This window comes from Celeribacter sp. HF31, from assembly GCF_011806455.1.
Taxonomy (GTDB): Bacteria; Pseudomonadota; Alphaproteobacteria; order Rhodobacterales; family Rhodobacteraceae; genus Celeribacter.
The window spans coordinates 121,598-143,152 of sequence record NZ_JAATOT010000006.1 but is presented as its reverse complement, the minus strand read 5'-3'; the positions used below and the strand labels follow the sequence as shown (position 1 = coordinate 143,152).

At 60.3% G+C, this 21,555-nt stretch carries 21 protein-coding genes and 1 pseudogene; 10 read left to right on the top strand and 12 right to left on the bottom strand.

Going from position 1 to position 21,555, the window contains the following annotated elements:
- Positions 1–90: 90 nt before the first annotated feature.
- Complete coding sequence (locus HCZ23_RS14145) at positions 91–804, top strand: GntR family transcriptional regulator (RefSeq protein ID WP_167602392.1); 714 nt, start codon at positions 91–93, stop codon at positions 802–804.
- 3 nt (positions 805–807) lie between these two features.
- On the opposite strand, the gene HCZ23_RS14140 is transcribed toward HCZ23_RS14145, so the two are convergent.
- The 10 genes from HCZ23_RS14140 to HCZ23_RS14095 are packed head-to-tail and all read right to left on the bottom strand — an operon-like array spanning position 808 to position 8,400.
- Positions 808–1,389: an antibiotic biosynthesis monooxygenase gene (locus HCZ23_RS14140; protein ID WP_167602391.1), complete on the bottom strand. Its 582-nt coding sequence runs from the start codon at positions 1,387–1,389 to the stop codon at positions 808–810.
- A gap of 9 nt (positions 1,390–1,398) precedes the next feature.
- The gene (locus HCZ23_RS14135; RefSeq protein WP_167602390.1) at positions 1,399–1,590 is read right to left on the bottom strand and encodes a 2-hydroxymuconate tautomerase; all 192 of its coding nucleotides are present in this window, start codon (positions 1,588–1,590) and stop codon (positions 1,399–1,401) included.
- A gap of 3 nt (positions 1,591–1,593) precedes the next feature.
- On the bottom strand, positions 1,594–2,361 hold the full coding sequence (locus HCZ23_RS14130) for a 2-keto-4-pentenoate hydratase (protein WP_167602389.1): 768 nt from the start codon (positions 2,359–2,361) through the stop codon (positions 1,594–1,596).
- Positions 2,358–3,377 (bottom strand): 4-hydroxy-2-oxovalerate aldolase, encoded by a 1,020-nt coding sequence (gene dmpG / locus HCZ23_RS14125; RefSeq protein ID WP_167602388.1) that lies wholly within the window; start codon positions 3,375–3,377, stop codon positions 2,358–2,360. Before dmpG ends, HCZ23_RS14130 begins: the two co-directional genes overlap by 4 nt.
- A 1-nt stretch (position 3,378) precedes the next feature.
- Entirely contained in the window at positions 3,379–4,323 is a 945-nt protein-coding gene (locus tag HCZ23_RS14120; protein ID WP_167602387.1) for an acetaldehyde dehydrogenase (acetylating), read from the bottom strand.
- A gap of 4 nt (positions 4,324–4,327) precedes the next feature.
- The gene (locus tag HCZ23_RS14115) at positions 4,328–5,122 is read right to left on the bottom strand and encodes a 2-keto-4-pentenoate hydratase (RefSeq protein ID WP_167602386.1); all 795 of its coding nucleotides are present in this window, start codon (positions 5,120–5,122) and stop codon (positions 4,328–4,330) included.
- Positions 5,123–5,148: 26 nt separating this feature from the next.
- Positions 5,149–6,618, bottom strand: coding sequence for a 2-hydroxymuconic semialdehyde dehydrogenase (locus HCZ23_RS14110; protein WP_167602385.1), 1,470 nt, complete (start codon positions 6,616–6,618; stop codon positions 5,149–5,151).
- 22 nt (positions 6,619–6,640) lie between these two features.
- Positions 6,641–7,078, bottom strand: coding sequence for a heme-binding protein (locus HCZ23_RS14105; protein WP_167602384.1), 438 nt, complete (start codon positions 7,076–7,078; stop codon positions 6,641–6,643).
- Between the two features lies 1 nt (position 7,079).
- Complete coding sequence (locus HCZ23_RS14100; protein WP_167602383.1) at positions 7,080–8,000, bottom strand: catechol 2,3-dioxygenase; 921 nt, start codon at positions 7,998–8,000, stop codon at positions 7,080–7,082.
- Between the two features lie 52 nt (positions 8,001–8,052).
- Entirely contained in the window at positions 8,053–8,400 is a 348-nt protein-coding gene (locus HCZ23_RS14095; protein ID WP_167602382.1) for a 2Fe-2S iron-sulfur cluster-binding protein, read from the bottom strand.
- Between the two features lie 398 nt (positions 8,401–8,798).
- On the opposite strand from HCZ23_RS14095, the gene HCZ23_RS14090 reads away from it, so the two are divergent.
- Positions 8,799–9,317, top strand: coding sequence for a redoxin domain-containing protein (locus HCZ23_RS14090; RefSeq protein WP_167602381.1), 519 nt, complete (start codon positions 8,799–8,801; stop codon positions 9,315–9,317).
- 36 nt (positions 9,318–9,353) lie between these two features.
- Here the strand turns inward: HCZ23_RS14090 and HCZ23_RS14085 are convergent, their stop codons facing one another.
- Positions 9,354–10,799: an aldehyde dehydrogenase gene (locus HCZ23_RS14085; protein WP_167602380.1), complete on the bottom strand. Its 1,446-nt coding sequence runs from the start codon at positions 10,797–10,799 to the stop codon at positions 9,354–9,356.
- A 395-nt stretch (positions 10,800–11,194) separates the two neighbouring features.
- Here HCZ23_RS14085 and HCZ23_RS14080 point away from each other — a divergent pair, with 395 nt between their 5' ends.
- The 7 genes and pseudogenes from HCZ23_RS14080 to HCZ23_RS14050 form a co-directional block, all read left to right on the top strand.
- The gene (locus HCZ23_RS14080) at positions 11,195–12,805 is read left to right on the top strand and encodes a peptide ABC transporter substrate-binding protein (RefSeq protein WP_167602379.1); all 1,611 of its coding nucleotides are present in this window, start codon (positions 11,195–11,197) and stop codon (positions 12,803–12,805) included.
- A 69-nt stretch (positions 12,806–12,874) separates the two neighbouring features.
- On the top strand, positions 12,875–13,798 hold the full coding sequence (gene oppB, locus HCZ23_RS14075; protein ID WP_167602378.1) for an oligopeptide ABC transporter permease OppB: 924 nt from the start codon (positions 12,875–12,877) through the stop codon (positions 13,796–13,798).
- A 25-nt stretch (positions 13,799–13,823) separates the two neighbouring features.
- Complete coding sequence (locus HCZ23_RS14070; RefSeq protein WP_254870329.1) at positions 13,824–14,729, top strand: ABC transporter permease; 906 nt, start codon at positions 13,824–13,826, stop codon at positions 14,727–14,729.
- Between the two features lies 1 nt (position 14,730).
- Complete coding sequence (locus tag HCZ23_RS14065) at positions 14,731–15,702, top strand: oligopeptide/dipeptide ABC transporter ATP-binding protein (RefSeq protein WP_167602376.1); 972 nt, start codon at positions 14,731–14,733, stop codon at positions 15,700–15,702.
- Positions 15,699–16,694 carry an ABC transporter ATP-binding protein gene (locus HCZ23_RS14060; RefSeq protein WP_167602375.1) on the top strand — a complete coding sequence of 332 codons (996 nt, stop codon included), beginning with the start codon at positions 15,699–15,701 and terminating at the stop codon, positions 16,692–16,694. The genes HCZ23_RS14065 and HCZ23_RS14060 overlap by 4 nt, the downstream gene beginning before the upstream one ends.
- A gap of 484 nt (positions 16,695–17,178) precedes the next feature.
- The gene (locus tag HCZ23_RS14055) at positions 17,179–17,802 is read left to right on the top strand and encodes an ImuA family protein (protein ID WP_254870322.1); all 624 of its coding nucleotides are present in this window, start codon (positions 17,179–17,181) and stop codon (positions 17,800–17,802) included.
- Positions 17,732–18,694: pseudogene (locus HCZ23_RS14050) on the top strand (IS256 family transposase); the annotation flags it as partial. The gene HCZ23_RS14055 and the pseudogene HCZ23_RS14050, both read left to right, overlap by 71 nt.
- A 672-nt stretch (positions 18,695–19,366) precedes the next feature.
- On the opposite strand, the gene HCZ23_RS14045 reads toward HCZ23_RS14050, so the two are convergent.
- On the bottom strand, positions 19,367–19,573 hold the full coding sequence (locus HCZ23_RS14045) for a hypothetical protein (RefSeq protein ID WP_167602374.1): 207 nt from the start codon (positions 19,571–19,573) through the stop codon (positions 19,367–19,369).
- A gap of 68 nt (positions 19,574–19,641) precedes the next feature.
- Here HCZ23_RS14045 and HCZ23_RS14040 point away from each other — a divergent pair, with 68 nt between their 5' ends.
- Positions 19,642–21,525 carry a TniQ family protein gene (locus tag HCZ23_RS14040; protein WP_368487355.1) on the top strand — a complete coding sequence of 628 codons (1,884 nt, stop codon included), beginning with the start codon at positions 19,642–19,644 and terminating at the stop codon, positions 21,523–21,525.
- Positions 21,526–21,555: the final 30 nt, after the last annotated feature.

Here is a 21,555-nt window from a genome sequence, read left to right as displayed (position 1 = left end):
TCCATGCCTGCCCAGACAGCAAATCCTCGACATTTCGACGAGGGGGTGCCATTTCTAGACAAACCCCGCACATCTTGAAGCCAAAGCGATATGAACAAGCCACACCCCCTCGCCACAGGCGATAAAACCCAGGGCACAAGCAAAAAGACCGCCATCGAAACGGTTCAGGAACAGATCCGCGAACGGGTGATTTCCGGCGCGCTCGGGCCCGGCGAGCGGCTGCATGTCGACAAATTACGCCTCGAATTCGGCGTCTCGACCTCGACCATGCGCGAGGCGATCTCGCGGCTGTTGATCGACGATCTGGTGACCTCGGAACAACAGCGCGGCTTTCGCGTCGCCCCTCTGACGCTCAAGGATTTTCGCGACATCACCGACGCGCGCAAGATGATCGAGGCCGAGGCGCTGCGTGTCTCTCTGGCCAATCGCACCGAAGACTGGGAGGCCGATCTGGTCGCCGCCTACCACCGCCTGTCGCGCATCGAGGAGCGGCTGATCGGCGAGGGCAAACCGGAGTTCGCGCCGGACTGGGACGAGTGGAATTCAAATTTCCACGATTGCCTCGTGCAGAATTGCGACAATGCCTGGCTGAAACGCTTTCGCCGGACGTTGCACCAACATTCCTATCGCTATCACCGCCGCCTGATCGACGACCGTTCCCTGCCGCGCGATGTTCGGGTGGAGCATAAAGCGATTTTCGACACGGCGATTGCGGGCGACATCGCGGCCTGCGTCGCGGCCATTGAGGCGCATATCGAAAAATCCTACACCGACCTGACGCAGCAACACGACCTGTCGGACTAAAGCTCAGACAAAGAGCCAGGCTTTCAGCGCTTTGGTCACCCGCGGCATGACAAGATAGGTCATCAACAGCACCTGAATGATGGCAATCACCAGCGTCTTGAGCCCATGCGGCCAGGCGGGGATCAGCGGCAGCACGATGAGTTGCAGCGGGTAGACCAGCGCAAAGACCACGACGATCAACAAGAGAGACATTTTCCAGCGCGGCGCATGTTTGGCGGCGGGCACCTCCGGCAATTCGAACCAGGCCTCAAGCCCGGTGACGCGTTTGCGTTCGCCCTCGCCTTCGACCAGATCGCCAAGTTTCGCGACCCAATCGGCGCGCGTTTCGCTGTCCTCCCAGGCCTGACATTGCGCCCATGTGGCGAACCTGTAAATCAGCACATAGCGCCCGCCGGTCGCGCCCGAAGGTTTGAGAACATTCACCCCCATATGACCGGGAAAACCGCCGGCCGCATGGATGATGCCATGCAGCCAGTCTTCGTAGTGCGCCTCGCAACCGGGTTTGACGCGGCGCGAGATCGAGATGGTGACCGGGCCTTCCTGACCCGGCTCCACAAGTGGTTCGGACATGAGCGGCTCGGACATGCTGTCCCCTTACCCCTTGGTGACGAATTTTTGCTCCCCCGCGACACCCCAGTTTTCCGGCGGCACCTCGCGGATACAGACGCGAATGGCCTCGATTGGAGCGCCAATCGCCTCGACAGTGGCTTCCGTCACCTTTTCGATCAGCTTGGATTTCATCTCGGGCGTGCGGCCTTCGACCAATGTCACTTCGATGAACGGCATGGCCTAATCTCCGATGTTGAACCCGATCTGACCGAGGCTTTCGACCTCGAGCAGCACGGATTGCCCCGCTTCCATCGGGATCGCCGCCGTCGCGCCGCCCGCCAGAACGATGTCTCCGGGGTTCAGCACTTCGCCCGCCGAGGCCACCATCCGCGCCGCCGAGACAAGCGAGCGCACCGGATGGCCAAGGATCGCAGCCGTTGACCCGATTTCTTGCGGGCGACCGTTGATCGACAGCACCATGCCCAAATTCGAGATGTCCGTCTCCGGGCTGTGCCATGTGCCGAGCACGAAACCGGACGACGACGAATTGTCCGCGATCACGTCGCCGACATCGAATTTGAACGCCTTGTAGCGGCTGTCGATGATTTCGAGCGCGGGCGCCACGGCCTCCACCGCCGACATGGCCTCCAAAGCGGAAACCTTGCCCGACAGCGGTGTCTTGATCAAAAACGCGATCTCCGGTTCGACGCGCGGGTGGACGAAGCGCGACATGGAGACCACGCCGCCCTCTTCTTCGCGCATCGCGTCGGTCAGTCGGCCCCAGGTCACGTCAGAGACGCCGACCTGGATCATCTTGGCCCGCGAGGTCAGTCCCATCTTGATGCCGATGCGCTTTTCACCGCGCGCGTAACGGCGCTGCATCGAGAGCGCCTGCACCGCGTAGGCGTCCTCGACGCTCAGCGGCCGGGTGTCGGAGATTTGCGGGATTTCTGTGGCCGTGCGCGCCGCTTCGTCCACGTAGTCTGCCAGCTCTGCGAGGCTTTTCATGCTGCGGCCTCCTTGGCTTTGACCATGTCGAGGGCGACATCGACGATCATGTCTTCCTGCCCGCCGACCATGTGGCGTTTGCCCAGTTCGACCAAAATATCGCGCGTGTCGAGGCCGTACATCTCGGCGGCCCGTTCGGCGTGGCGCAGGAAGCTTGAGTAGACGCCCGCGTAGCCCAGCGTCATGGTTTCGCGATCCACCCGCACCGGACGGTCCTGTAGCGGGCGCACGAGGTCTTCGGCGGCGTCCTGCAATTTGAACACGTCACAGCCATGCTCCCAGCCATAGAGGTCGGCGACGGCGGCGAAGGCCTCGATCGGCGTGTTGCCCGCGCCTGCGCCCATGCCAGCCAGCGAAGCATCGACCCGGTAGGCGCCATGCTCAACGGCCACGACCGAGTTCGCCACCGACAAAGACAGGTTCTCGTGCATATGCGCGCCGATCTGGGTTTCGGGTTTGAGCGCGGCCTTATAGGCCTCCATCCGCGCGATGACGTCTTTCATCGTGAGACGCCCGCCAGAGTCTGTGCAATAGACGCAATCCGCGCCATAGCTTTCCATCAGCTTGGCCTGTTCGGCGAGTTTTTCGGGCGGAGTCATATGCGCCATCATCAGAAAGCCCGAGACATCCATGCCCATCTCTTTCGCCGCCCGGATATGCTGCGCGGCGACGTCCGCCTCGGTGCAATGGGTTGCCACGCGCACGGAGACGACCCCCGCGTCATGCGCCTTTTTCAGGTCTTCCAAAGTGCCAATGCCCGGCACCAAAAGACAGGTCAGCTTGGCGTTTTTCACCACTTTCGCCGCCTCGGAAATCCACGCCACATCGGTCTGGCGCCCGAAGCCGTAGTTAAAGGTGGACCCCGCCACCCCATCGCCGTGGGTCACTTCGATGGCATCCACACCGGCCTCGTCCAGCGCCTCAGCAATCGCGCGCACATGGCCCAGATCGTATTGGTGGCGCATCGCATGCATGCCGTCGCGCAGCGTCACGTCCTGAATGTAAACCTTGGTCATCTCACGCGGCCTCCTTGATCCAATTGCGTTTGTGAACGAGCGCTTCCGCGGTTTTCATCGCCGCAGAGGTCATGATGTCGAGGTTGCCCGCATAGGCCGGCAGGTAATGCGCGGCGCCTTCGACTTCGAGGAAGACCGAGACCTTGAGGCCGGTGAATGTGCCCCCGCTTTCCGGGATGGTCAGCGGGGTGTTGTCGCCGAAATGCTCGAACTGGATGTCTTGCTTGAGGCGATAGCCCGGCACGTAGTTTTGCACCTCCGCGACCATGTCGAGGATGGATTGGCGGATCGCCTCCTGGTCGGCCTCTTCGCAGAGGCAATAGACCGTGTCGCGCATGATCACCGGTGGCTCGGCCGGGTTCAGGATGATGATCGCCTTACCGCGTTTCGCGCCGCCGACGGCCTCAATGGCATGCGCGGTGGTTTCGGTGAATTCGTCGATGTTGGCGCGCGTCCCGGGCCCTGCGGATTTCGACGACACCGAGGCGACGATTTCGCCGTAGATCACCGGCGAGACGCGGTTGACGGCGGCCACCATCGGAATGGTCGCCTGGCCGCCGCAAGTCACCATATTGACGTTCATCTGATTGAGGTTCGCATCCAGATTGACCGGCGGAATGGTGAAGGGACCGATGGCGGCGGGAGTCAGGTCGATCACCTGCTTGCCGTCACGCTGCAGCACCTCGTTGTGGCGCTTATGCGCGCCCGCAGACGTCGCATCAAAGACGATGCGGATGTCTTGATATTCCGGCAGCTTCACCAAGCCGTCGATGCCCTCATGCGTCGTCGCCACCTTGAGCCGTTTGGCCCGCGCCAGACCGTCAGAGTTCGGGTCGACCCCGACCATCGCGGCCATGTCCAACACCTTGGAGGTGCGCATGATCTTGATCATCAGGTCGGTGCCGATATTGCCCGAGCCGATGATGGCACATTTGATCTTTTCCATAGTCTTATTCCTTTGCGAAAGCGGCACGGACGGAGCCCAGACCGTTGATGCGGGCTTCGAACACATCGCCGGGCTCAGCCGAGACAAAGGGGCCCAGCGCCCCGGAGAGAATGACATCGCCAGGGCCCAGCGGACGGCCCGCCTTGGCCATGGTGCGCGCCAGCCACAAGGACGCGTTGAGCGGGCTGCCCATACAGGCCGCGCCCGCGCCGACTGACACCGGCTCGTTGTTCCTGGTCATCACCATGCCACACAGGCGCGGATCGAAATCGCCGGGGCGTTTCGGGGTCTGGCCCAAGACGTAGATGCCGGACGAGGCGTTGTCGGCAATGGTGTCGGTGATGCGGATGTCCCACGCCTTGACCCGCGAGCCGACGATTTCGAGCGCCGGCACGACGTAGCCGATGGAGGCCATCAGATCGACCATGGTGATATGGCCGCCGGTCAGGGGCGCCGCGACCACATAGGCGATCTCGGCCTCGACCTTGGGCTGTTGCACGGCGGAGACCGGGATTTCCTCGCCGTCCATATATTCCATATCGGCAAAGAGCATGCCGTAATCCGGCTGATCCACGCCCAATTGTTTTTGTACCGCCACAGACGTCAGCCCGATCTTGCGGCCCGAGAGCACGCGTTCTTCGCCGCCCAGCCAGCGCTTGGTGTTGATCTCCTGCACGGCATAGGCCGCCGCCACGTCGCCCTCGTCCAGCAACGCGCGGATTGGCCCGCCGGGCGTGCCGCTTTGCCAGGCCTGCCAAAGCTGATCGGCTGCCTTTTGAATATTCGCTTCGCTTGTCATTTCCCTACCCTTCAGCTTCCTGCCCTTCAGAGTTTCACGCAGACGTTGGTCAGTTCGGAATAGAACTCCAACCCATGCACCCCACCTTCGCGCCCGATGCCAGACTGTTTCGCGCCGCCAAAGGCCGTGCGCAGATCGCGCAGGAACCACGAATTGACCCAGGCCAGACCCACGTCGATCTGACGCGCCACACGGTGCGCCTTCGTGAGGTTCTCGGTCCAGATCGCGGTCGCGAGACCGTATGTCGTGTCATTGGCGAGCCGGATCACCTCGTCTTCCGTGTCGAACGGTGCGATGTGACAGACGGGGCCGAAAATCTCTTCCTTGATGCAGCGCGCATCTTCCGAGAGGCCCGTGAAGATCGTTGGCTCGACCCAGGCGCCGCCTTTCAGATCGTCCGGCATTTCGGGTTCACCGCCGCCAGTGATAACGGTCGCACCCTCCTCGACGGCGAGCTTGTAATAGGACATCACCTTGTCCTTATGCTCTTGCGAAATCAGCGGCCCCATGGAGGTTTCCGGGTCCTCCGACGGCCCGAGCTTCATCATTTCGACACCGTCTTTGAGGCGCGAAACAAATTCATCAAAAATCGGACGTTCGACATAGACCCGTTCCGTGCCCAAACAGACCTGACCACAGTTGGCGAAAGCCGAGCGCAGGGTGCCTTCGATCGCCTTATCCATGTCGCAATCGGCAAAGACGATCCCGGCGTTCTTGCCGCCGCATTCCATCGACACCTGACGCAGGCCCTTGGCCGCAGATTGCATGATCACCTCGCCAGTGCGGGTCTCGCCGGTGAAGGTGATCGCATCCACATCCGGGTGCGCGGTGAGATAAGCGCCCGCGCTGTCCGGGCCAAAGCCATGCACCACGTTGAACACGCCTTTCGGCACGCCCACGGTGTTCATCACCTCGCCCAAAAGCGTGGTGGTCAGCGGCGTTTCCTCGGACGGTTTCACGATCACCGTGTTGCCGCACGCGAGCGCCGGACCAACCTTCCACGTCATCAGCAAAAGCGGCAGGTTCCAGGGCGAGATCACCGCGATCACGCCTTTGGGTTTGCGCACGCCGTAATTCACCGCGCCGAACCCGTCCGGCGTGTCGAGCATGAAGCTCTCGGTCGGAACGTTTTTCACAAGATCCGCAAAGATTTTGAAATTCGCCGCCCCGCGCGGGATGTCGACGTGAGAGGCCAGCCCCTTGGGCTTGCCGGTGTCCAAAATCTCCGCCTCCAGAAAATCGTCGAACCGGCGGTTGATCTCATCGGCCACGGCATGAAGCATCTCGGCACGCTCCGCCATGGGCAGATAACCCCACTCCCCCCGAAGTGCGGCCCGCGCCGCCGCCACAGCCGCATCCACCTCGGGTTTGAGCCCCTCGTGCACGATGCCGATCTTCTTGCCGGTCACCGGCGAAATATTGTCGAAGGTCTTCCCCGACGTCCCCGGCGTGAACCCCCCGTTGATGAAATGCATCGCTTCTTGTGTGAAGGTCATGACCCCGTCTCTCATCTCTTACTCATCCTTCTCCCTGGCCAAGGCCGATGGCGGTCAGCCCGGCCCTTGCACAAATGTCATCTTGTTCCGCCGAAGCACCGGACACGCCGATGCCGCCGATCACCTCGTTGCCCACACGGATCGGCAGCCCGCCCGGAAAGGCCGCAATATTGGGTTGGCCGGTGATCCCCGCGAGCACCGCCGGCGCGCCGGACAACGCCTTGTAGAAATCGCCCGTTGGCAGGCCGAAGCCCAAGGCGGTATAGGCCTTGTCCCGCGCGATCTGGCCCGAGGGCAAAAACGCCCCGTCCCCCCGCAAAAACGCGATCTCGCGCCCGCCTGCGTCCACGACGCTGGCGTTGACCGTGACGCCCAGCTCTTCGGCCCGGATCACGGCACTGCGCACGGCCACGAAGGCCGCCATGGCGGTCAATCTGCGGGTGGGACGGGTCGCCTCCATCTCAGGTCACCACCGAGAGGAAGGCGTCGTTCATCTGGCGCTCGTAGTAGAAAATCCCGCGGCCCACGTGATTGCCGTCCCAGACCCGTGTCGGATGATCCTTGTAGGCGGTGTAGCCACCACAGAAGACCTCGTTGCGGTTGCCCGACGGATCGAAGAAATAGATCGTCTGGCCGCGGGTGATGCCGTGGCGGGTCGGGCCGATGTCGCGGGAAATGTCGTAGCGTGTCATCACATCGGCGGCGTGGCCGATGTCGTTCCAATCCTCGAGGAAGAAGGCGACATGGTGCAGCTTTCCGGGCTCCGGGTGGTTCACAAAGGCGATGTCATGCGCCTTGTTCGACACGGTCATCCAGATCGCCAGCGTCCCGTCCGGCAGGTCGACGCGTTCCGGGATGTGGAAATCGAGCACCTCGGTGAAGAACTTTTCCACCTCCGGCAGGTTCGGTCCGTAGAGCAGGCAATGGTCCAGCCGCTGCGCGCGCATGCCGCGCGGCTCGTCTTTGTAGATGTAGGGGTTGCGGATTTCGGGCGCGGTCTCTGACAGCTCCATATCCGCATAAATCTCGATGCGATGGCCGGAGGGAATGGTAAAGCCAATGCGTTTTCCGGTGCCCGGCATTTCGCCCTCGGCGACGTCCTCGACGGCCAGGCCATAGTCTTCGATCCGCTTGCGAAATCCGTCGACGGCCGCTTGCCCGTCGGCCTTGAAGGCAAAGAAATCGATGCCCGCGCTGTCGGCCTCGCGCAGCACGACGGAGTGGCGATGGAATTCGTCGAAAGCCTTGAGGTACACGCGACCGTCCTCTCCGGTCGAGACGTAATCGAGACCGATCCGGTCCCGGTAATGGGTGAGAGATTCCTCCATATCCAGCACGCGAAGCTGGATGATCCCCGGGCGTAAAAGTCCTTCTTGTGACATAGGTTCTCCTCCTCTGGTTCCCTGTCGAAATGCCTTTGTCTAAAGCGGGCGATCAGCCGTCCTGATCCGCCGGTCGGCGCGGGTCCAGAAAGGCCGGCTCCAGCTCAAGATCGCTCAAGGGCGAAAGGCGACAGGCCAGCGCATAGCCCTCTGCGGCCTCCTCTTCGGTGACATGCACACGGCTGGATTTCTGGGTCGTGTAGTCGCCTTTTGTGACTTTGACCCGGCAGGCCCCGCAGCCGCCTCTGCGGCAACCGACCCGCACCGGACGCGGGCTGGGCACATGAATTTGCTGTTCCATCGCCATCAGCACCATCTGATCCTCGGCGCAGGTGATGTCGGTCTCCGCCCCTTTGATCTGGATGCTGTGCGTGACCGAAAACATCGCTCCGTCCGGCATTGATCTCCTCCTTTGGTTGCGCGTCCTCCACACGCTGACCAAATCATGGCGAGGATTAATCGTTGCTGTCAAATAAAAACGATATTTTATTGAAGATTGACTTTTAAAACGATTTTTATCCCAATGACGATCACAGGAGATCGACCTGGGATCGCAAAGCCGCAAGACAGGGGGAGTGTGCTGATTTCCCATTGAAATAAGCGTCCACAGCCTAAAAAGCGCAGGACAGAGACAGGACACCGCAGACATCGAAACGGCCCATTGGGCTAAAGTGACGCACCCCGCTTTGAGATCGGGCCATCCGCGCCGATCTGTCACTCAGCGCGCGAATCTCAGGACGACACGGAAGACGACACCAGACAGGACACTTTAGACAGGGCACTTTGGGAGGAGACCCTATGACACACCATCTGACCCCGGGCGTCATGGCACCGGATCTTTGCTTCGAGACTTTGGGCCATGGTCCCTATGATCTCGCCCGCGACGCCCCGGCGGGCGGCACATTGGTCGCGTTTCACCGCGGCGGCCACTGCAAATGGACCCGCCTCCTGCTCAAGGAGCTGGACGACCGCATCGGAGATTTCGCCATTCGCGGCCTGCGTGTCGTCGCCGTATCCTGTGAACCCCAAAAAGCGACCGCAGCGCTTCAGGAGCGGATGCAATTGATCCGCCTGCCTTTGGGCTATGGTCTTGATGCCGAGGCCCTGGCGCATGCGTGGGGCCTCTTTCTGACCCGCGACAGCAGGGAGGCCGACGCGCTGCAAATGCACATAGAACCCGCGCAATACTGGGTGTTGCAGAGCGGAGAAATTGGGCTCTCAACGGTGCAAACCGGGCCGAGCCTCTGGCCTGACGCCACCCATCTGCTCCAGGCCATCGACACGACGATGAAATTCCCGGAGCGCGGGCGCGGATAAGATCGAAAAGGCCCGCCGACGCGGGCCCAAGGTATTTCAGAAGGGATAATGCTGCTTCGGGTCTTCGATGGTGATCCAGCGCGTGACCGTGAATTCATGGATGCCCAGCTTGCCACCGAACCGCCCGAAGCCCGAGTCCTTCACGCCACCGAAGGGCATCTGCGGCTCGTCCGACACGGTCGGGCCGTTGATATGACAAATGCCGCTTTGAATGCGGTGCGCGGCCTCCATCGCCTTGGTGATGTCCTGCGAAAACACCGCCGCCGATAGGCCGTATTCCGTGTCATTGGCCACCGCGATGGCCTCGTCTGCGTCTTTCACGCGGATGATGGATTTGACAGGACCAAAGCTTTCTTCGCCATAAATCCGCATCTCTGGCGTCACGCCGTCGAGCAAGGTGGCCGCGTGGATCGCCCCCTCGCGCATCCCGCCGGCCACAAGTTTCGCGCCTTTGGCGGTGGCATCCGCAATCAGCGCGTCCATTTTCTCAGCGGCTTTTTCCGTCACCAGTGAGCCCAACACCACTTTGTCGCGCGGGTTGCCATAGGGCAGGCCCGCGGCCTTGGCGGCGAGTTTTTCGATGAAGGCATCGGCCACGGCTTCGACGACGATGATGCGTTCGGTGGACATGCAAATCTGGCCTTGGTTCATGAATGAGCCAAAGATGGCGGCGTTCACGGCACCGTCGAGATCGGCATCTTCGAGCACCACGAAAGGCGCCTTGCCACCCAGTTCCAAAAGCGCGGGCTTGAGGTTTTCGCCCGCCAGACGCCCGATGATTTTGCCCACGGCGGTCGAGCCGGTGAAATTGACATGGCGCACTTCGGGCGCCCCAATGAGGGCTTTCACAACCTCGGCAGCGTCTTCGGGCGCATTGGAAATCACGTTGATCGCGCCGGCAGGCAAGCCCGCCTCGGTCAGGCATTCGCCGATCAGACGATGGACTTTCGGGCAGATTTCCGAGGATTTCAGCACCACCGTATTGCCACAGGCCAGCGCCGTCGCAACCGCCCGCGTGCCCAAAATCACCGGTGCGTTCCACGGCGCAATCCCGAGGCACACGCCCCGCGGCTTTGCCACCGCCATCGCCAGGTTGCCCGGCTTGTTCGAGGGGATCACCTCGCCGCCCACTTGTGTCGTCATGGCGCCCGCTTCGCGCAGCATGCCGGAGGCGAGATGGACGTTGAACCCGGCCCAGACCTCGGTCGCGCCGGTCTCGGTCACCATGGCCTCGACAAACTCGCCCGCACGCGCCTCCATGATGTCGCCCGCCGCCACAAGCACCTTACGCCGCGCCTCCGGCCCCATAGCCGACCATTGCGCAAAAGCGGCCTGTGCAGAGGCCACGGCTTTGAGCGCATCCGCGACAGAAGCGGCGGCGGCCTGTGTCGCGATCATCCCCGTCACAGGGTCGATCCGATCATAGGTCCGCCCCGTTTCAGCGGGCACATCCGCCCCTCCGATCAGCAAATCCAAGCTCATAGCCATCTCCTCCTGCGGTCTTTTGTCTACAGAGATCATATGAAGCGCGCGGCACCGATCTCAAGAGGATGCGATGCCTGTGTCCTCCACGGTCTTTGGCTACGGAACGGAAACTTTCCCGGGCAAAGGTTCCGGTTTTACGCCGCAGAAAGACCAATTTACCTGGAATTGCGATCTGAGCGACACGAGCCCAAAGCCTGTTTTGAGCTGGTGGAAAGAACAGGATTTCAGAATTATTTGCGGCTTTCCGCCATTTCACGCTTCTACACGTCAGGTCACACTTGTGTTCCGGGAAAAGATGCATTTCCCTGAATGTCATTCGGGAGTCGCCAATGGCTTTCCGGAGCATTTGCGTCCGAGCCCGAAATTTACAAACACCCACAGGAGGTTATCGTATGAAACTCACCACCGCTTTGTCCGCGCTGGCGCTGCTTGCCGCCACGCCAGCGGCCTTTGCCGCCGATATTCCCGAAGGCACGGTGCTCTCGGAAAACCAGACCTATACGTTCTGGCTTCTGGACGCGATCAAATCCATGGACCCGCAGATCAACACGGATGTCGAAGGCTCCGACATTGTGCGCAACCTGTTTGAAGGCCTCTATAACGAAGACGCCAAGGGCGATCTCATTCCGGGCGTGGCGCTGAGCCATGATCTGTCCGACGACGGCCTGACCTACACCTTCCACCTGCGCCCGGAGGCGAAATGGTCCGACGGCAAAGCGGTGACGGCGGGAGATTTCGTCTACGCCTGGCAGCGCCTTGCCGATCCGGCGACCGCGTCGGAATATGCCTGGTACATGGAACTCATGCAGGTGGTGAACGCGTCGAAAATCACCGCGGGCGAGCTGCCACCCTCCGATCTGGGCGTGAAAGCCATCGACGATCACACGCTTGAGGTGACGATCGAGACGCCGCTGCCCTATTTCCCGCAGATGCTGGTGCATGGCTCCACCTTCCCGGTACGCCAGGACGTGCTCGAGGAATTCGGTTCCGACTGGACGAAGCCCGAAAACATGGTGTCGAACGGCGCCTATACGCTGTCCGAGCACATCCTTGGCGAACGCGTCGAGATGGATAAATCCGCCACCTATTGGGATGCCGACAAGACGGTGATGACCCATCTGACCGCGCTGACCATCAATGACAACAATCAGGCGCTGACCCGCTACCTCGCCGGTGAGCTGGACCGGGTGCAGATCCCCGCCGGCCAGTATCCCCGCCTGAAAGCGGAATATCCGGACGAGGCGACCTCGCTGCCCTATTCCTGTTCCTACATCTACAACATGAACCTGTCGGACAAGGGCCCGGAAGCGCTGAAGGACGTGCGTGTGCGCAAGGCGCTGTCCTATGCGATGAACCGCGACATCGTGGTGGACAACATCCTTCAGGGCGGCCAACGCGCCTCCTACAACTGGACCCATTGGGCGACGGCCGGTTTTGTCATGCCGGACATCGAATATTCTCATTGGACCCAAGAGGAGCGCACGGCCAAGGCCAAAGAGCTTCTGGCCGAAGCGGGCTATGGGCCGGACAACCCGCTCGATCTGACGCTCAACTACAACACGGATGAGAGCCACAAGAAAATCGCCATCGCGGCACAACAGTTCTATCGCCCGCTCGGCATCAACCTGACGCTCAACAACATGGAGTGGAAGGTGCACACCGACCGCATGCAGAACCAGGACTTCGATCTGGCGCGCTATGCCTGGTGCGGTGACTACAACGAAGCGTCGACCTACCTCGATTTCTTCACCTCCTACTCGGGCCACAACAACGGCGAATTCTTCAATGACGACTACGATGCGATCATGAAAGAATCGAAGACGGCGGCCGATCCGCAACCGCTTTATACCCAGGCCGAGCAAATTCTTGCGACGGAGATGCCATTTGTTCCGATCTACCACTATGCGAAGGTCGACATGATCGCATCCGACATCAAGGGCCTGCCGACAGAGAACGTGATGCAGACCTGGTACGGCAAAGACCTCTACCGCGTCGCTGAGTGATCTCGGCTTAAAAACAGGCCGGACGCGGGGGCCATGAAATTCCCGCGTCCACCCATAGGGACACCCCATATGATTGTTTACATTCTCAAGCGTCTGGCGATTGCCATTCCGACGCTGCTCCTGCTGATTATATTCTCATTCCTGCTGATGCATGCGGCCCCCGGTGGGCCCTTCACGCAGGAACGCGAGCTGCCCGCGCAGGTGCTCGCCAATCTCAACGCCAAATACGGTCTCGACCAACCTCTGTGGAAACAGATCGTCAGTTACATCTGGGGCATTGTCGCGCATTTCGATTTCGGCCCGTCCTTTGTCTACAAGGACCGCACCGTCAACGAGATCATCGCGCAGGGCTTTCCCGTCACGCTGACCTATGGCTTCGTCTCTTTCCTCGTGGCGGTGGTCGCGGGCGTCACTTTGGGGGCCGTCGCCGCCGTCAAACACAACACGATCATCGACTATTTCGCGGTCGGCGTGTCGATCGGCGCGCAGGTGCTGCCGAACTTCGTCATGGCGCCGATCCTCGTCATCGTCTTCACGCTGATCCTCGGCTGGTTGCCGGGCGGCGGCTGGCGGTTCTCGGACCCAAGTTACTGGATCATGCCGGTGATCGCGCTCTCCACCTCCTACATGGCCTCAATCGCCCGGATCATGCGGTCCTCGATGCTGGAGGTGTTGAACTCCAACCACATCCGCACCGCGCGGGCCAAGGGCCTCCCGGCGCATCGGGTGATCCTGCGCCATGCGTTGAAACCCGCGCTTTTGCCGGTGATCTCTTATCTCGGCCCGGCTTTCGTTTCGATGATCACCGGCTCGGTGATCGTGGACATCTATTTCTCCACGGGCGGCATCGGCAAAGCCTTTGTCGACAGTGCTCTGAACCGCGATTACGCGGTGATGATGGGGGTCACGATCCTCGTCGGCGCGCTCACCATCCTGTTCAACCTTGTCGTCGATATCGTCTACGGATGGATCGACCCGAAAATCCGGTACTGAAGCCATGGTCATCGACAGTCAGAAAATGAAGTCACTGGCCGAAGCCACCTCGCGCGAGGATGTGGCGGGCCGCTCCCTCTGGGCCGATGCCCGGCGCCGGTTTTTCCGCAACAAGGCGGCGATGTTCGGGCTTGTGCTCTTGGTCTTCGTCACGCTCTTTGCCTTGTTCGGCAATTCCATCGCGCAATGGTCGAATGAGGAAATCGACTTTTCCGTCATGGGCATGGTCGCCGAGCAAGGCGGGCCTTCGCTTGCCAACGGGCATTATTTCGGCACCGACGATCTGGGCCGCGATCTTTTCGCGCGCACCGTGCAGGGCACGCAAATCTCGCTCGCGGTCGGCATCATCGGATCGGCCATCGCCGTCATCGTCGGCACGATCTATGGCGCCACCGCCGGCTATTTCGGCGGACGTCTCGACAATTTAATGATGCGCGCCGTCGATATTCTTTTGGCGATCCCTTACATGTTCGTGCTGATCCTGCTCTTGGTGATGTACGGCCGGTCGATCACAATGTTGTTCGTGGGCGTCGGCCTGATCTCATGGCTGGAAATGAGCCGGATCGTGCGCGGCCAGACGCTTACGCTCAAGGGGCGCGAATATATCGAGGCCGCGCGCGCCATCGGCGTGCCTGCCCCCGTGATCATCCGCCGTCATATCCTACCCAATCTCATCGGTGTCGTCACGGTCTTCGCGACCCTTCTGGTGCCCAACATGATCCTGACCGAAAGTTTCATCTCTTTCCTGGGCCTGGGCGTTCAGGAACCGATGACCTCTCTGGGCGCGCTGATCTCGGAGGGCTCCGGCACCATCTCTTACGGGACGCTCTGGCAACTGGCCTTCCCGCTTCTTTTCTTCGTCCTCACCCTCTTCGGCTTTTTCTTTGTCGGCGACGGGCTCCGGGACGCTCTGGACCCGAAGGATCGCTGATATGGCACTTCTGGATGTGAAAGACCTTTCCGTTCGCTTCGACACGCCCGAGGGCGACATTCACGCGGTCAACGGCGTGAGTTTCAGCCTTGAGAAGGGCGAAACCCTTGGCATCGTGGGCGAATCCGGCTCCGGCAAAAGCCAGCTCAACTTTGCGCTTTTGGGGCTTTTGGCGAAAAACGGCCACACCACCGGGCAGGCCCTGTTCGATGGCCAGGATTTGCTGTCGATCTCCGAGCGCAAGTTGAACCAAATCCGCGCCAATCGCATCGCGATGGTGTTTCAGGACCCGATGACCTCTTTGAACCCCTACATGCGCATTTCCGACCAGATGGCGGAGGTGCTCATGCTGCACAAAGGCCTGTCGAAACGCGCGGCGATTGCCGAGAGTGTCGCCATGCTCGACGCCGTCAAAATCCCCGACGCCAAGACCCGCGTGCGGCTGTATCCGCATGAGTTCTCCGGGGGCATGCGCCAGCGCGTGATGATCGCCATGTCGCTTTTGTGCCACCCGGAAGTGTTGATCGCGGATGAGCCGACCACCGCGCTCGATGTGACGGTGCAGGCGCAGATCATGGAGCTTCTGGCCGAGTTGCAGCGCGAATTCGGCATGGCGACGATCCTGATCACCCATGATCTGGGCGTCGTGGCCGGCTTCTGCGAGCGCGCCATCGTGATGTATGGCGGGCGGATCATGGAGAAGGCGCCGGTCGATCCGCTGTTCGAGGCCCCAACCCATCCTTATACGCGCGGGCTTCTGGACGCGATCCCGCGGGTCGATGAGGATCAGGAGTCGCTTCACGCCATTCCGGGCAATCCGCCGAACATGACCGGCGCGCCGAAAGGTTGCCCGTTCGCACCGCGCTGCGCTCTGGCCGACGACCGATGCCGGGTGGAAACACCTGCACTCATGGAGTTCGCCGAAGGCCGCGCCCGCGCCTGTTTCCGCCCCATTGAGGAGGTCGCCGCATGAGCTATCCCCTGATCGAGGCCCGCGATGTGCGGGTCAGTTTCGACATTCACCGCCCCTCCGACTTGCCCTGGACCCCGCCTGCAAAGCTGCATGCCGTCAACGGCGTGAGTTTCTCGCTGGAGCCGGGACAGACGCTTGGCATCGTCGGCGAGTCCGGCTGTGGCAAATCCACTTTGGCGCGCGCGCTGATCCGCATGCTGCCCGCGAGCGGTCAAGTGATCTGGGAAGACGGCACCGATCTTTTGACGCTCTCGCCGCGTCAGATGCTGAAATACCGCTCACAGATTCAGATGATTTTTCAGGACCCTCTGGCCTCCCTGAACCCGCGGATGACCGTGGGGGACATCATCTCTGAACCGCTCCGCACTCATCGCCCCGACATGAGTTCCAAAGAGCGCAAAGAGAAAGTCCGCGCGGTGATGGAGCGCGTGGGGTTGTTGCCCAACCAGATCAACCGCTATCCGCATGAGTTCTCCGGCGGCCAATGCCAACGCATCGGCATCGCCCGCGCGCTGGTGGTGGAGCCGAAACTGTTGATCTGCGACGAACCGGTCTCGGCCCTCGACGTGTCGATTCAGGCGCAGGTGATCGGCCTTCTGGAAGAGCTGCGCCGCGATCTGGGTCTGACGATCATTTTCATCGCGCATGATCTTTCCGTGGTGAAACACCTCTCGGACGAGGTCATGGTGCTCTATCTCGGACGGATGATGGAAAAGGCCAGCTCGGACGCGCTTTTCGCCGATCCACGGCACCCCTACACACAGGCGCTCCTGTCGGCGGTGCCAATCCCCGACCCGCAGGTCGAAAAAGGCAAAAAGGTCATCGCGCTCGACGGCGACCTGCCCTCCCCCATGGCGCCGCCGTCGGGCTGTGTCTTTCGCACCCGCTGTCCCCATGCACAGGCGATCTGCGAGACCGCGCCGCCCGAGGACCTGTGCGGCACACATCAGACAAGCTGTCATTTCGCCGGGAAAACTGTCGTACCCGCATGATCCGCAGGCGGCAGGAAACGCTTCTCGTCTCACAAACGGAAGCGTTTCCTGCCGCCGCTGCGTCTGTGAAAAAAGGGGTTTCCGGCGACAAGGACCTTCGGTCGGGAAACGCACGACAGAAATGACAGGTATCCAGCCCAACGTCCTTGCTCCGCCTCGCCTCCACCAGAGCGTAAATCAGCAGTTCGATCATAAGCCCCAGCGAAAAGAGCAGGCGCAGCTGGTGATCAGATCGTAGGCCTTGAGAAGGTGATAGGCAGACGCCTCTGACACAAAATGCTTTTCCGTGTGCGTGAAAATCGCTTCTGCGGTGGATAAGTGAGCCGTTGTTGACCGGTTCTGAATACCTGTGGCCCGGGCGTTTCCACGAACGACGTCTCGACACGGCAATACGCGCGTCTGATGCGGGATTGACCTATCACCACAACCCAGCATTTGAAGATGAACGTTGCCCGGGATCGTTGTTCCCTTTACGTTCTTGCCCATGCGAGTCGATTTTCACACCGTCTTTCCCCTGCGCCGTGCGCGGGTGCATGAGGCTTATGGGCCGGGAGCACTAAGCTTCGCCGCCATGGCCGCGGCAGGCGCGTGCCTGTGGATCCGCGAAAGTTGGCGCACGGACACACTCATGCCTCAGGGGCTTTTGCCGATCGTCGACCCGGCGGGCCTGTTGCTGGCCCGCCCCAAGGATCAGACCGATGCGCTCGCCGTCGCCGAAGAGGCGCTGAAAGACGGCGCGCTGCCCTTTGTCGTCATCGAAATCACCCGCCCGCTGAACCTGCGCGAGGGGCGGCGGTTGCAACTCGCGGCCAAGGCAGGTGGCACCACGGGGCTTTGCCTCATCCCCGAAGGCATGGGGTCAAACGCCGCCGAGACCCGTTGGCATGCTGCGCCGATCTTTGACACACACAGCGAAGACTCGACTCTGATGCGATGGGAAATCAAAAAGAACAAATCAGGAACAATTGGGGCCTGGAATGTTCGATGGGATCAAAAAACGCGTCGTGTGCATGTGGTTTCCCCGGTTGGCGAGCGACCGGGACCGCGACAGCAGCTTCGAGCCAGAGCTGGTGAAGAAAGGCCAGACCCGGATCGACGGCATGGATGACAAGATCGTCGGCCTTTATGCCGCCGGTCTGACGGTGCGGAACATCCAGGCCCATCTGCTCGACCTCTATGGCCTGAAGGTCTCGCCCGACCTGATCAGCCGGGTCACCGATGCGGTGCTGGGCGAGGTCCGGGAATAGCAGACCCGGGCGCTGGACCGGATGTATCCCATCGTGCTTTTCGACGCGCTACGGGTGAATATCCGCGACGCGGACAGCCGGACGGTAAAGAACAAGGCCGTCTATGTCGCCCTCGGCGTCACCCGCGATGGCCAGCGCGAGGTTCTGGGACTGTGGATCGCCGAGAACGAGGGTGCTAAATTCTGGCTCTCGGTGATGAACGAGATGAAGAACCGGGGCGTCCAGGACATCCTGATCGCCGTTGTGGACGGGCTGAAGGGCTTCCCCGAGGCCATCACCGCCGCGTTCCCGGAAACGATGGTTCAAACCTGCATCTTTCACCTGGTGCGCCACAGCCTGAACTTCTGCTCCAGGAAGGACCGCAAGGCCGTGGCCGCCGACCTGCGCCGGATTTACAGCGCCCCGACCGCCGAGATGGCCGAGGCCGAGCTCGATGCCTTCGAGGAAAAATGGGCTGGAAAATACGCGTCCATCGCACCGGCCTGGCGGCGGGCATGGCAGGAGGTGATCCCGTTCTTCGCCTTCGATCCGGCGATCCGCAAGATCATATACACCACGAACGCCATCTAGAGCCTGAACCGCGTGATCCGGAAATCGATCAAGACGCGCGGCTCCTTCCCGACCGACGAAGCCGCAACCAAGCTGATCTACCTCGCCATCCGCAAATTCGAGAAGGATGGCAGAAATGTCAGGGAATGGTTTGCAGCCCGCAACCAGTTCGCCGTAATGTTCGGCGAGCGCTTCGACGCTTGAGTATCTGAAACCGCATGGGCCGGGCCAGATACACAAAGTTCATGACACTCCCCGAAGGTCGGTTGTCCGCTCTTCGTGTAGGGTGTGCCCAGTCGATAACCGCAGAAGCATCAGCCGGCTTTCTGCTTTCCCAAGCACATCGTGCTATTCAGCGGTCGTCTCGCCTCTACGAAAGGCCAGTGCCTTGACGACATCGTCGACCCTGTAATGCGGCCGACCATCCACCATAGGCATTTTCGAGCACACGCAATTCGCCTCAATGATTTTGACAAGCCTTACAGGGAGTTGCCTTGGATCGACTGGCCGTCCAGCTTCAAGCGCGGAGCGGATTGCCGACAAAGTGGCCAATGTATCTGCATAGGCTTCATCAGCCTCGGTCGGCTTCCGCGGCATCTTGTGCCCCATTGGGGTCTCAGGAGGGCCGATGAGGCTCTCCTGCTCGCGCCGGATGTCATCAAAGGTGGGTCGGTCACTCATGAACTGTCTGTCACCTCCCCTTTGCAAGCCTGGCCGTCATTACCATTACGGCAATGGTCTTGATTCTGGCGACTAGGTAAATGCTGTCAGCCTTGCGCAGGGGGTGTCCTGCTGCAGGTTGTCCGCACAGGGGAAGGTACCCCAATAGATTGAAATGGTTTTCTGCTGAATAGCTGTGGATACTGCGCCTCTTGTTCAGCCGTCAGTTCGCAGGAGGCCATGCGGCCATCCGCGGCTGCGCACCTCTTTCAGTTTCATCTTCATCTCATCGATCTCATCAAATATCGCCTGTCGATCTGCAAAACTCTCCTCGATTGACCGGATGCTCTCCACATACGACACCGTCATTGGAACCATGATGGGCTCAACATTCCGACGGTTCTGCCCCACCCTGAAAGACATGCTATTGACAGAACACCTATGAAAATTTTTGGTGTAGAGGAAGCAGACACATATTTCGAGTTGATTAAATGGGCAGCGTGCCCCGCCCTTGGACAAAGACAAATTCTGACGCAATGAAGCCCCACCAATCTAGCTCGCCTCTTCACCTCCAACCTGCTCCGAGAGAACCTGCTTTCGCTTTCCTATCTAGGGTGTCTGCTGTCGGCGGATCCTCTGCTGTCGATTTTGGACAGGATATAGGAGCGCCTTTTCCAAAAATTTTGGAAGGCGCACCCGAGGCCCTAGGCGTGCTTGTAAAGGTAACTGGCACAACAAGAAACCAACTTGAAGCGTGGCAGCCTCGGAGGGCTTCGGCATCGACGCCAAGAAGGAACTTAGCAGGGTATATTTTTCCAAGTCGGCCCCTTCTGACTTCTCATGTACGTGGATGCATTGCCTGTCTGAAGGAAGATATCGAACAGTCTCAGCTGCCTGCTCACCGATCGATGACCTACCGGGCTGATTGGCTGATCCCGCATGTCACCCTTTGCCTCAAACACAATCAGGCGCTTGTCACTCTTTGGGTCGAGTCAAAACCGACCCTTCGCTACGACACAGCTGTACGCTTTCGGGATATTGCTGACGAAGTTCAAAAGACGCGACCGGAAGGTGAACAGCGGACCCCAACCGATTTTGATCTCTGGTTCGACGGTAGGCTCTGCGGTACAAAGTCTGATGGCCTTTGGATCGATCAAGCCCCTCTCCATGCAGCCAGCAATTTCTGCTGCTATTTGGGGTATGCGTTACTGCGCCTCGAGGGGATCTCTCCGCAGCAAGTAGCAGATGAATCCGAGTGGGCTTGTTATCAGATGGGGTTTGAAGTTGCCTCTCTCGGTGAACAGGAAATTTTCGACGCCTTTCAAAAACTGAACCGAACGGCAGAACCACGGCTTGGCCCCAGGGCAGTCTTCCCGATCCTATACGACAGGTTGACCCACGATCATGGTAGGGACCCAGATTACGCTATATTCCGGTCCCTCCTGGCCACACATTTGCAGCAGACATGGCCTTTGGGTCCTGGCGACGAACTTCTGGGAGAGCCGGTCACGGAGCGCCGCTTACATTCCGTGACGACAGCATCAGTGGCAACTGGGATCGACAGTCGTAGACTACGCAAAATGCTCGAAGCCCAAGACGTGATAGATTCCACCATGCCAGATGCATGGGCTGTCTTTGATGCCCAACAAGCAGAACAGATTCTCGCGCCCCTCGTGCAGTTCATGACCGCAAAGGATTTCGCTACAGCGTTTGACATGTCGCGCTCTCAATTCGATCTACTCGTGAAGGCCGAAATCCTGGCGCCAAGCTTATCGGACACCAACACGAAACACGTCTGGGATCCGCGTGAAGGGCAAAAATTCCTGGACAACATCTTGGACGGCGCCGAGACACTTCAGCAAGCGCAGCACGGTTGGGAACACATCGCAAAGTGTGCCGCGCGGCTAAAGTGTGGACCCGGTGACATTATTCGTGCCATCGCCGATGGCCGCGTCCGGCGTGTCGGGCGAAATGTTCAGTTTGAAGGATACCGATCTGTTCACATCTATCACGAAGAGGTCGCACAAGCTCTTGGTGCAGGAGAACCAACGGCGATGTCCCTGCAGCTCTTCGCCAAGACAATCGGTCTAGGCCAGCCTGTTTTCCTGAACCGCCTTGTCAAGAATGGTCACACGCCGGCAACGCAAATCCAAAACCCGAAAACAAAGGCGCTCCAGCGCTACATCACCGACGAGGATGCAAGGGCGTTTCACGCTAAGCTTGTGACCGTGCGGACCTTGGCGAAGGCAAGAGGCACCACATGGCAAATGTTGTCAGCCCGGCTTCGACAGGCCGAAATCACTCCGTTCTCACCTGATGGGATGGATTACGGCTACGTCTACCTTAAGGAAGACGTAATCGATCTCGGGACATGACCGCCCCCAGACATCCCTGAAACAAGAAGG